This is a genomic window from Tabrizicola sp. T46 (assembly GCF_057219895.1).
Genome location: NZ_JBXVVV010000001.1, coordinates 470014 through 481918, shown reverse-complemented (window position 1 = coordinate 481918; position 11905 = coordinate 470014). Strand labels below are relative to the sequence as shown.

Annotated in this window: 7 protein-coding genes; all 7 read left to right on the top strand. The window is 63.9% G+C overall.

Translation table 11 applies throughout. The annotated features are described in order from the left end of the window. Positions 1-55: 55 nt before the first annotated feature. The 7 genes from rplJ (at position 56) to rpsG (ending at position 11896) form a co-directional block, all read left to right on the top strand. Positions 56-571 (top strand): 50S ribosomal protein L10, encoded by a 516-nt coding sequence (gene rplJ, locus AC2D9V_RS02505; protein WP_484712454.1) that lies wholly within the window; start codon positions 56-58, stop codon positions 569-571. A 63-nt stretch (positions 572-634) separates the two neighbouring features. Continuing rightward, the gene (rplL, locus tag AC2D9V_RS02500; RefSeq protein ID WP_484712453.1) at positions 635-1018 is read left to right on the top strand and encodes a 50S ribosomal protein L7/L12; all 384 of its coding nucleotides are present in this window, start codon (positions 635-637) and stop codon (positions 1016-1018) included. Between the two features lie 240 nt (positions 1019-1258). Beyond that, positions 1259-5392, top strand: a complete 4134-nt coding sequence (gene rpoB, locus AC2D9V_RS02495; RefSeq protein WP_484712452.1) for a DNA-directed RNA polymerase subunit beta — start codon at positions 1259-1261, stop codon at positions 5390-5392. Positions 5393-5481: 89 nt separating this feature from the next. Continuing rightward, a complete protein-coding gene (rpoC, locus tag AC2D9V_RS02490) occupies positions 5482-9732 on the top strand; it encodes a DNA-directed RNA polymerase subunit beta' (protein ID WP_484712451.1) in 4251 nt (1416 codons plus the stop codon). A gap of 138 nt (positions 9733-9870) precedes the next feature. Continuing rightward, positions 9871-10749 carry a DMT family transporter gene (locus AC2D9V_RS02485; protein WP_484712450.1) on the top strand — a complete coding sequence of 293 codons (879 nt, stop codon included), beginning with the start codon at positions 9871-9873 and terminating at the stop codon, positions 10747-10749. A 293-nt stretch (positions 10750-11042) separates the two neighbouring features. After that, positions 11043-11414, top strand: a complete 372-nt coding sequence (gene rpsL / locus AC2D9V_RS02480) for a 30S ribosomal protein S12 (protein ID WP_125325006.1) — start codon at positions 11043-11045, stop codon at positions 11412-11414. 11 nt (positions 11415-11425) lie between these two features. Further along, complete coding sequence (gene rpsG / locus AC2D9V_RS02475; RefSeq protein ID WP_484712449.1) at positions 11426-11896, top strand: 30S ribosomal protein S7; 471 nt, start codon at positions 11426-11428, stop codon at positions 11894-11896. Positions 11897-11905: the final 9 nt, after the last annotated feature.

Below are 11905 nucleotides of genomic sequence, written 5' to 3'. Positions count from 1 at the left end.
CTTCGCGGGGGGCAAACATGAGCCGGGGGGAAACCCCCAACCTTGGAGTGAAACTGTGGATAGAGCCCAGAAAGAGAAAGTGGTCGAGGAACTCGGCCAGATCTTCGAAAGCTCTGGCGTTGTGGTGGTTGCCCACTACACCGGGATGACGGTTGCACAGATGCAGGACCTGCGCGCGAAGCTTCGCGACGTGGGCGGGTCCGTCCGCGTTGCCAAGAACACGCTCGCCAAGATCGCCCTTGAAGGGAAGCCCGCTGCAAAGATGGGTGACCTGCTCACGGGCATGACCGTGCTGTCCTTCTCGGAAGACCCCGTGGCTGCGGCCAAGGTCTGCGAGGCCTACGCCAAGACGAACGACAAGTTCGTCATCATCGGCGGGGCAATGGGCGACACGGTTCTGGACCAGGCCGGTGTCAAGGCTGTCGCGTCCATGCCGTCGCGTGAAGAGCTTATCGCTCAGATCGTGTCGTGCATCGGTGCGCCTGCTTCGAACATCGCCGGGGCCATTGGCGCGCCTGCTTCGAACATTGCGGGCATCCTGTCGACCATCGAGGAAAAGGCTGCCGCCTGATCCCTTGCCTGGTGTGGTTGACCCCGCACCGTTGGAACCCATCTTAACAAACGGAACTGAAAAATGGCTGATCTGAACAAACTCGCCGAAGAGATCGTCGGTCTGACCCTCCTGCAAGCGCAGGAACTGAAGACCATCCTGAAGGACAAGTATGGCATCGAGCCGGCCGCCGGTGGCGCCGTCATGATGGCTGCTGGTCCGGCTGCCGGCGGTGCTGCCGCCGCTGCCGAAGAAGAGAAGACCGAGTTCGACGTCGTCCTGACCGACGCCGGTGCGAACAAGATCAACGTGATCAAGGTCGTCCGCGAACTGACGGGCCTGGGCCTCAAGGAAGCCAAGGACCTGACCGAAGCCGGCGGCAAGATCAAGGAAGGCGTCTCGAAAGCCGACGCCGAGGCGATGAAGAAGAAGTTCGAAGAAGCTGGCGCCAAGGCCGAGCTGAAGTAATCGGACAGGCGGGGGAAACCCCGGCATCAAACAGGGCTGGGTCCGACCTTGCGTCGGTCCCAGCCATGCGCGTCTTGAAAGGGGCTTGGTGAAGAAGCCCCTTTCCAGGCGCGATACGGGTTCGGGAGCCGCCCTAAGGGACGGGCGGCACGAATGGAACCCTCGCGGCCCTTCGCAGGCGGCACGACCCCATGGCCCGATGGGGAAGTGCCAGCGAAAAATGGAAAGGTGACCAGACACATGGCGCAAGCTTATGTTGGCCAGAAACGCATCCGCCGCTACTTCGGAAAGATCCGCGAAGTGCTGGAGATGCCGAACCTGATCGAGGTTCAGAAATCCTCTTACGATCTCTTCCTGCGGTCCGGCGACGGCGACAAGCCGATGGACGGCGAGGGGCTGCAGGGCACCTTCCAGTCGGTGTTCCCGATCAAGGATTTCAACGAGACCTCGGTGCTGGAGTTCGTCAAGTACGAGCTGGAAAAGCCGAAGTACGACGTGGACGAATGCCAGTCGCGCGACATGACCTATGCGGCCCCCCTGAAGGTGACGCTGCGCCTGATCGTGTTCGATGTCGATGAAACCACCGGGGCCCGGTCGGTCAAGGACATCAAGGAACAGGACGTCTACATGGGCGACATGCCCCTGATGACGTCGAACGGGACCTTCGTGGTGAACGGGACCGAGCGGGTCATCGTAAGCCAGATGCACCGGTCGCCCGGCGTGTTCTTCGACCACGACAAGGGCAAGACCCATTCATCGGGCAAGCTTCTTTTCGCCTGCCGGATCATTCCCTATCGCGGGTCGTGGCTGGACTTCGAGTTCGACGCCAAGGACATCGTCTTTGCCCGCATCGACCGCCGCCGGAAGCTGCCGGTGACGACGCTTCTCTATGCCCTGGGCATGGACCAGGAAGCGATCATGGACGCCTATTACGAGACGGTCAACTACCGTCACGTGAAGAACAAGGGCTGGGTCACCAAGTTCTTCCCCGAGCGTATCCGTGGCACCCGCCCGCAGTTCGACATCGTCGATGCCGCGACCGGCGAGGTGATCTGCAAGGCCGGCGACAAGATGACGCCGCGCATGGCGAATGACCTGATCAAGTCGGGCAAGGTGACCGAGCTTCTGGTTCCGTTCGACCAGATCGTCGGCCGTTTCGTCGCCAAGGACATCATCAACGAGGAAACCGGCGAGATCTGGGTCGAAGCCGGTGACGAGCTGACGATGGAATACGACCGCGACGGCGGTGTGAAGGGCGGCACGCTGAAGCTGCTTCTTGACCAGGGGATCACGGAGATCCCGGTTCTCGACATCGATGGCGTCAACGTCGGCCCCTACATCCGCAACACCATGGCGGTGGACAAGAACATGGGCCGGGACACCGCGCTTATGGACATCTACCGCGTGATGCGTCCGGGCGAACCGCCGACCGTCGAAGCGGCCTCGGCCCTTTTCGACACGCTCTTCTTCGACAAGGAGCGTTATGACCTTTCGGCCGTCGGCCGGGTGAAGATGAACATGCGTCTGGACCTGGGCAAGCCGGACACCCAGCGCACGCTGGACCGCGACGATATCGTCGCCTGCATCAAGGCCCTGACCGAACTGCGTGACGGCAAGGGCGAGATCGACGACATCGACCACCTCGGCAACCGCCGGGTCCGGTCCGTCGGCGAGCTGATGGAGAACCAGTACCGCGTCGGCCTGCTGCGGATGGAGCGCGCGATCAAGGAGCGGATGTCGTCGGTCGAGATCGACACGATCATGCCGCAGGACCTGATCAACGCGAAACCGGCGGCGGCGGCTGTCCGCGAATTCTTCGGCTCGTCGCAGCTCAGCCAGTTCATGGACCAGACGAACCCGCTGTCGGAAGTGACGCACAAGCGCCGCCTGTCGGCCCTCGGGCCGGGCGGTCTGACGCGGGAACGGGCGGGCTTTGAAGTCCGCGACGTTCACCCGACGCACTACGGCCGGATGTGCCCGATCGAGACGCCGGAAGGCCAGAACATCGGCCTGATCAACTCGCTCGCCACCTTCGCCCGGGTGAACAAGTACGGCTTCATCGAGACCCCGTACCGCAAGGTGATCGACGGCAAGGTGACCGACGAGGTCGTCTACATGTCGGCCACGGAAGAGATGCGCCACACCGTCGCCCAGGCGAACGCGGCGCAGGATGCCGAAGGCAAGTTCACCGACGAGCTTATCTCCAGCCGGAAGGCCGGGGAATTCATGCTGAACCCGCCGGATGCGGTGGACCTGATCGACGTGTCGCCGAAGCAGCTGGTTTCGGTCGCGGCCTCGCTGATCCCGTTCCTTGAGAACGACGACGCGAACCGCGCGCTGATGGGGTCGAACATGCAGCGTCAGGCCGTGCCGCTGCTGCAATCGGACGCGCCCTTCGTCGGCACCGGGATCGAGGCGGTCGTCGCCCGGGACTCGGGTGCTGCGATCATGGCACGCCGGGCCGGGGTCATCGATCAGGTCGATGCCTCCCGTATCGTCGTGCGCGCGACCGAGATGCTGGAACCGGGCGAGCCGGGCGTCGACATCTACCGTCTGCGCAAGTTCAAGCGGTCGAACCAGTCGTCCTGCATCAACCAGCGTCCGCTGGTGAAGGTGGGCGACGTGGTGAAGCGCGGCGAAGTCGTGGCCGACGGTCCCTGCACCGACATGGGCGAACTGGCCCTTGGCCGGAACGTCGTCGTCGCCTTCATGCCCTGGAACGGCTACAACTACGAAGACTCGATCCTGATCTCGGAACGTATCCTGCGGGATGACGTCTTCACCTCGATCCATATCGAGGAATACGAAGTCGCCGCCCGGGACACCAAGCTGGGGCCCGAGGAAATCACCCGCGACATCCCGAACGTCGGCGAGGAAGCGCTGCGCAACCTTGACGAAGCGGGGATCGTGTATATCGGGGCTGAAGTGCAGCCGGGCGACATTCTGGTCGGCAAGATCACGCCCAAGGGCGAAAGCCCGATGACGCCGGAAGAAAAACTCCTCCGGGCGATCTTCGGTGAGAAGGCGTCCGACGTCCGCGACACCAGCCTGCGGCTGCCCCCGGGCGCCTATGGCACGATCGTGGAGGTTCGCGTCTTCAACCGCCACGGCGTGGACAAGGACGAGCGCGCGCTGCAGATCGAGCGCGAAGAGGTTGAACGCCTTGCCCGCGACCGTGACGACGAGCTCGCGATCCTCGAGCGCAACATCTATGCGCGCCTGAAGTCGCTGATCATGGGCAAGACCGCCGTGAAGGGGCCGAAGGGCATCAAGGCGGGGTCGACCATCGACGACGAACTCCTGGGCACGCTGAGCCGTGGTCAGTGGTGGCAGCTGGCCCTTGGCGAAGAGAACGACGCCAAGGAAGTCGAAGCCCTGCACGACCAGTTCGAGGCGCAGAAGCGCGCGCTTGACCACCGGTTCGACGACAAGGTCGAAAAGGTGCGCCGTGGCGACGACCTGCCCCCGGGCGTCATGAAGATGGTCAAGGTCTTCGTCGCGGTGAAGCGCAAGCTGCAGCCGGGCGACAAGATGGCCGGCCGTCACGGCAACAAGGGCGTCATCTCGAAGGTCGTGCCGATCGAGGACATGCCCTTCCTTGCCGATGGCACCCCGGTTGACCTGGTGCTGAACCCGCTGGGCGTGCCGAGCCGGATGAACGTAGGCCAGATCCTGGAAACCCACATGGGCTGGGCCGCGCGCGGCCTGGGCCTGAAGATCGACGAGGCGCTGAAGGAATACCGCCGCTCGGGTGACATGACCCCGGTGCGGGAGGCGATGCGCCTGGCCTACGGCGACGAGACCTACGAAGAGGCTTTTGCGGGCCGGGACGAGGATGAATTCCTCGAGCTTGCCGGCAACGTCTCGAAAGGCGTTCCGATCGCCACGCCGGTCTTTGACGGGGCCAAGGAGGCGGACGTGAACGACGCGCTGAAGCGTGCCGGGTTCGACACCTCGGGCCAGTCGATCGTCTTCGACGGCCGCACCGGCGAGCAGTTCCAGCGCAAGGTCACGGTCGGCGTGAAGTACATGCTGAAGCTGCACCACCTGGTCGACGACAAGCTGCACGCCCGGTCCACCGGCCCGTACAGCCTCGTCACCCAGCAACCGCTTGGCGGCAAGGCGCAGTTCGGTGGCCAGCGTCTCGGCGAGATGGAGGTCTGGGCCCTGGAGGCTTACGGCGCCGCCTACACCCTGCAGGAAATGCTGACGGTGAAGTCGGACGACGTGGCAGGCCGGACCAAGGTCTACGAGTCGATCGTCAAGGGCGAGGACAACTTCGAGGCCGGCGTGCCGGAATCGTTCAACGTCCTTGTCAAGGAAGTGCGGGGCCTCGGCCTCAACATGGAACTCCTGGATGCGGAGGAGGAATAGGGGACGAGTTTTCTGCGAAAACTCTGATTTTTCGCAGAAAAATTGTGTCTCCGAGCCTCTGACCGCAGCCCTTCACATGGGAAGATGAAATGAACCAGGAACTCTCGACCAACCCGTTCAACCCGGTTGCCCCGGTCAAGACCTTCGACGAGATCAAGATCTCTCTGGCATCGCCGGAGCGGATCCTGAGCTGGTCCTATGGCGAGATCAAGAAGCCGGAAACCATCAACTACCGGACCTTCAAGCCCGAGCGTGACGGCCTCTTCTGCGCGCGCATCTTCGGGCCGATCAAGGACTACGAATGCCTCTGCGGCAAATACAAGCGCATGAAGTATCGCGGCGTCGTCTGCGAGAAATGCGGCGTTGAAGTCACGCTGCAGAAGGTGCGGCGCGAGCGGATGGGCCATATCGAGCTCGCCGCCCCCGTCGCCCACATCTGGTTCCTGAAGTCGCTGCCGAGCCGGATCGGCCTCATGCTCGACATGACGCTGCGGGATCTGGAACGCATCCTCTACTTCGAGAACTACGTCGTGATCGAGCCGGGTCTGACCGACCTGACCTACGGCCAGCTGATGACCGAAGAGGAATTCCTCGACGCCCAGGACCAGTACGGCGCTGACGCCTTCACCGCGAACATCGGGGCGGAAGCGATCCGCGAGATGCTGGCGGCGATCGACCTGCAGGCGCTGGCCGACCAGCTGCGCGAGGAGCTGAAGGAAGCGACGGGCGAGCTGAAGCCGAAGAAGATCATCAAGCGGCTGAAGATCGTCGAGTCGTTCCTCGAGTCGGGCAACCGTCCGGAATGGATGATCCTGACCGTGCTGCCGGTGATCCCGCCGGAACTGCGCCCGCTGGTCCCCCTGGACGGCGGCCGGTTCGCGACGTCGGACCTGAACGATCTTTACCGCCGGGTCATCAACCGCAACAACCGCCTGAAGCGACTGATCGAGCTTCGCGCGCCGGACATCATTGTCCGGAACGAAAAGCGGATGCTGCAGGAAGCGGTTGACGCCCTTTTCGACAACGGTCGTCGGGGCCGGGTGATCACGGGCACCAACAAGCGCCCGCTGAAATCGCTGTCGGACATGCTGAAAGGCAAGCAGGGCCGGTTCCGCCAGAACCTCCTTGGCAAGCGCGTGGACTTCTCGGGCCGTTCGGTCATCGTGACCGGGCCGGAACTGAAGCTGCACCAGTGCGGTCTGCCGAAGAAGATGGCGCTCGAACTCTTCAAGCCCTTCATCTACTCGCGGCTGGAGGCCAAGGGCCTGTCCTCGACCGTGAAGCAGGCGAAGAAGCTGGTCGAGAAGGAACGCCCGGAGGTCTGGGACATCCTGGATGAAGTCATCCGCGAACATCCCGTCCTTCTGAACCGGGCGCCGACGCTGCACCGCCTGGGCATCCAGGCCTTCGAGCCGATCCTGATCGAAGGCAAGGCGATCCAGCTCCACCCGCTCGTCTGCTCGGCCTTCAACGCCGACTTCGACGGCGACCAGATGGCCGTGCACGTCCCGCTGAGCCTTGAGGCCCAGCTGGAAGCGCGCGTCCTGATGATGTCGACGAACAACGTGCTGTCGCCCGCCAACGGCGCGCCGATCATCGTGCCGTCGCAGGACATGGTTCTCGGCCTCTACTACGTCACGATGGAGCGCAAGGGTATGCCGGGCGAAGGCATGGCCTTTGCCGATATCGAGGAAGTGGAACACGCCCTGGCCGCCGGGGCCGTGCACCTGCACGCCAAGATCAAGGCGCGTCTGCGTCAGGTCGACGAGACCGGCAACATCGTCTGGAAGCGGTATGAGACCACCCCGGGCCGCCTGCGGCTGGGGAACCTTCTGCCGCTGAACGCGAAGGCACCGTTCGAACTCGTGAACCGGCTTCTGCGGAAGAAGGACGTGCAGACCGTCATCGACACCGTCTACCGCTACTGCGGCCAGAAGGAATCGGTGATCTTCTGCGACCAGATCATGAGCCTTGGCTTCCGCGAGGCGTTCCGCGCCGGCATCTCGTTCGGCAAGGACGACATGGTGATCCCGGAGTCGAAGTGGTCGATCGTCAACGAGACGCGCGAGCAGGTCACCGGCTTCGAACTGCAGTACATGGACGGCCTGATCACCCAGGGCGAAAAGTACAACAAGGTTGTCGACGCCTGGACCAAGTGCAACGACAAGGTCACCGAAGCGATGATGTCGACCATCTCGGCCACCCATTTCGACGCCAATGGCGCCGAGAAGGAGCCGAACTCGGTCTACATGATGGCCCACTCGGGTGCCCGGGGTTCGGTCATCCAGATGAAGCAGCTTGGCGGGATGCGCGGCCTGATGGCCAAGCCGTCCGGCGAGATCATCGAGACGCCGATCATCTCGAACTTCAAGGAAGGTCTGACCGTTCTTGAATACTTCAACTCGACCCACGGGGCGCGGAAGGGTCTGTCGGACACCGCGCTGAAGACGGCGAACTCGGGCTACCTGACCCGCCGTCTGGTGGACGTCGCACAGGACTGCATCGTGCGGACACACGACTGCGGCACCGAGAACGCGATCACCGCTTCGGCGGCGGTAAACGATGGCGAAGTCATCGTGCCGATGGGCGAGCGTGTGCTGGGCCGTGTCGCAGCCGAGGACGTCATCTCGCCCGGGACCGACGAGGTAATCGTCGCCCGGGGCGAGCTGATCGACGAACGCCGCGCCGACCTGATCTCGGGTTCGGGCGTCGCCTCGATCCGTATCCGCAGCCCGCTGACCTGCGAAGCGGAAGAGGGCGTTTGCGCGCTCTGCTACGGACGTGACCTTGCCCGCGGCACGCTGGTCAACATCGGCGAAGCGGTCGGCATCATCGCCGCCCAGTCGATCGGTGAACCCGGCACCCAGCTGACGATGCGGACGTTCCACATCGGCGGCGTGGCGCAGGGTGGCCAGCAGTCGTTCCTGGAAGCAAGCCAGGAAGGCAAGATCGAGTTCCGCAACGCGAACCTTCTGAAGAACGCCGCAGGCGAGCAGATCGTCGTCGGCCGGAACATGAGCGTCGCGATCATCGACGACGTCGGCCAGGAGCGTGCGGCGCACAAGCTGACCTATGGTGCGAAGCTGCATGTGAAGGAAGGCGATGCGGTCAAGCGTGGCACCAAGCTCTTCGAATGGGACCCCTTCACCCTGCCGATCATCGCCGAAAAGGCGGGTGTCGCGCGGTTCAAGGACCTGATCGCGGGCCTCTCGGTCCGCGAGGATACCGACGAAGCCACCGGCATGACCCAGAAGATCGTCGCCGACTGGCGTTCGGTGCCGAAGGGCGGTGACCTCAAGCCCGAGATCATCGTGATGGACCCGGCAACGGGCGATCCGGTCCGCAATGACCAGGGCGCGCCGATCAGCTATTCCATGTCGGTGGACGCGATCCTTTCCGTCGAGGACGGGCAGGAACTGCGGCCGGGCGACGTGGTGGCGCGTATCCCGCGCGAAGGGGCGAAGACGAAGGACATCACCGGGGGTCTCCCCCGCGTGGCGGAACTCTTCGAAGCCCGGCGTCCGAAGGATCACGCGATCATCGCGGAAGCGGATGGCTATGTCCGCTTCGGCAAGGACTACAAGAACAAGCGCCGCATCACCGTGGAACCGGTCGATGAGACGCTGACCCCGATGGAATACATGATCCCGAAAGGGAAGCATATTCCGGTGCAGGAAGGCGACTTCGTGCAGAAGGGCGACTACATCATGGACGGCAACCCGGCCCCGCATGACATCCTGCGGATCATGGGCGTCGAGGCGCTGGCCAACTACATGATCGACGAAGTGCAGGACGTCTACCGGCTGCAGGGCGTGAAGATCAACGACAAGCACATCGAGGTGATCGTGCGGCAGATGCTGCAGAAGATCGAGATCCTCGATTCGGGCGACACGACGCTTCTCAAGGGCGAACATGTCGACAAGCAGGAGCTGGACGAGGAGAACGCCAAGGCCCGGGCACGTGGTCTGCGCGAAGCCTCGGGCGAGGCGATCCTTCTGGGGATCACCAAGGCCAGCCTGCAGACCCGGTCGTTCATCTCGGCCGCGTCGTTCCAGGAGACCACGCGGGTCCTGACCGAGGCGTCGGTCCAGGGCAAGCGCGACAAGCTTGTCGGGCTCAAGGAAAACGTCATCGTCGGCCGGCTGATCCCGGCAGGTACCGGCGGTGCGACGAGCCGCGTGAAGAAGATCGCGGCGGACCGCGACCAGACGGTGATCGAGGCGCGCCGGAGCGAGGCGGAAACCGCCGCTGCCCTGGCCGCACCGGTGGAGACGATGGAAGCCGATGTCGACAGCGATCTGGATATGGGACTGGTCGATACGGTGGAAAGCCGCGACTGATCCTTACGATCAACGCTGAAAGCCTTGCCCCCGCCGGTCGTTCAGACCGGCGGGGGTTCTTCATTTCACGGCCGCCGTCGGCCCCTTCCGCCTGCCGGGGGGCTGGGTTAGGAAGGGCGGCAACGGGGCAGGGGCAAGATGCAGCTTTCCGACAACGCGCGCGGCGCGGTTCTGATGACGGTCGCGATGGCGGCCTTCACACTGAACGACACCGCGATGAAGCTGGTCATGCTGGAAGTTCCACTGTTCCAGGCCATCGGTCTGCGCGGACTCCTGGCCACCTTTGCGCTGGTCCTGATCGGCTGGCGCATGGGGGGCCTCAGGCTTAACCTGCCGGCCCGCGACCGCTGGCTTCTGGCCCTGCGCTCGACCGCCGAGGTCCTGGGGACGCTGACCTTCCTTGCCGCCCTCAACCACATGCCGCTCGCGAACCTTTCGGCGATCCTGCAGGTGCTGCCGCTGGCCGTGACGCTGGCGGCCGCGCTTTTCCTGGGGGATCGGGTCGGCTGGCGGCGGATGACGGCGATCCTTGTCGGCTTTGCCGGGGTCCTGATCATCATCCGGCCGGGGCCGGAGGGGTTCGACCTTTGGGCGCTGGTCGGCCTTGCCTCGGTTGCCTGCGTTGTGGTGCGGGACCTCGTGACCCGGCGGATGAGCGCCTCGCTGCCTTCGGTCACGGTGGCGCTGACGGCGGCGGTCACGGTCCTTGTGATGGGCGCGGTCGGCACGGCGGTCGAGGGCTGGCAGCCGGTCGGCGGGCGGGAATGGCTGCTTCTGGTGGCGGCAGCAGGTGCACTGATCGTGGGTTACCTGACGGTCGTCATGACGATGCGGGTGGGCGAGATCAGCTTTGTCGCGCCCTTCCGCTATACCGCGCTGCTCTGGGCAATGGTCCTGGATTTCGTCATCTTCGGGCACCTCTTCGATGCGCTGACTCTGTTCGGTGCCGGGCTGGTGGTGGCCACGGGCATCTTCACCTTCTGGCGCGAGCGGCAGTTGAAGGACCGAAGGGCCTGAGGCGCTTTCACGGGCCGGCCCCGGCCGTCGCGCCCGCCGGGCCGCCGTGTTGACACCCCACGCGATTCCCCATATACGCCCGCCAACCCGAACCTCCGGCCAAGACCGGGACAAGGGCTCAGAGCGCTTGAAGTGGTCATGATCCGGGCCGAAAACGCCCCGATCCTCTGGAATTCCACCGCGTCATCCCCGCTGGGGATGGGTGCGGTGTTCGTGTTTTGCGATTCGCGCAATGCACGGTCGAGAAGCGGCGTCGGGGTGGCACCCGGCGAGTATCGAAACGAGGAATGTGAATGCCGACGATTCAACAGCTGATCCGGAAGCCCCGGGAAGCAGCGCCGCGGAAGTCCAAGTCCCAGCACCTGGAATCCTGCCCGCAAAAGCGTGGGGTTTGCACCCGCGTCTACACCACCACCCCGAAGAAGCCGAACTCGGCCATGCGGAAAGTCGCCAAGGTGCGTCTGACCAACGGCTTCGAGGTCATTTCCTACATCCCCGGCGAAAAGCACAACCTTCAGGAACACTCTGTCGTCCTGATCCGTGGCGGCCGGGTCAAGGACCTTCCGGGTGTGCGTTACCACATCCTCCGCGGCGTTCTGGACACCCAGGGCGTGAAAGAACGTCGTCAGCGTCGTTCGAAATACGGCGCCAAGCGTCCGAAGTGAGGAGATAAGAGATGTCCCGTCGTCACGCCGCCGAAAAGCGCGAAATCCTGCCCGATGCCAAGTTTGGCGACCGGGTGGTCACCAAGTTCATGAACAACCTGATGCTCGACGGCAAGAAGTCGGTCGCCGAAAGCATCGTCTACGGTGCGCTTGACCGCGTCCAGACCCGCCTGAAGCGTCCCGCCGTCGAAGCCTTCCACGAAGCGCTCGACAACGTGAAGCCCTCGGTCGAGGTCCGCTCGCGCCGCGTCGGCGGTGCCACCTACCAGGTCCCGGTCGAAGTCCGGTCCGAGCGCCGTGAGGCGCTGGCGATCCGCTGGCTGATCATCGCGGCCCGCAAGCGCAACGAGAACACGATGGAAGAGCGTCTGGCCGCTGAACTGGCTGATGCCGTGCAGAACCGCGGCACCGCCGTGAAGAAGCGCGAAGACACCCACAAGATGGCCGACGCGAACAAAGCGTTCAGCCATTACCGCTGGTAAGAGGGCATC

What these genes read in the sequence shown, in the direction of transcription:
- rplL (WP_484712453.1), top strand. Translation starts at nt 635, where the DNA reads ATGGCTGATCTGAACAAACTCGCCGAAGAGATCGTCGGTCTGACCCTC.
- rpoB (WP_484712452.1), top strand. Translation starts at nt 1,259, where the DNA reads ATGGCGCAAGCTTATGTTGGCCAGAAACGCATCCGCCGCTACTTCGGA.
- rpoC (WP_484712451.1), top strand. Translation starts at nt 5,482, where the DNA reads ATGAACCAGGAACTCTCGACCAACCCGTTCAACCCGGTTGCCCCGGTC.
- AC2D9V_RS02485 (WP_484712450.1), top strand. Translation starts at nt 9,871, where the DNA reads ATGCAGCTTTCCGACAACGCGCGCGGCGCGGTTCTGATGACGGTCGCG.
- rpsL (WP_125325006.1), top strand. Translation starts at nt 11,043, where the DNA reads ATGCCGACGATTCAACAGCTGATCCGGAAGCCCCGGGAAGCAGCGCCG.
- rpsG (WP_484712449.1), top strand. Translation starts at nt 11,426, where the DNA reads ATGTCCCGTCGTCACGCCGCCGAAAAGCGCGAAATCCTGCCCGATGCC.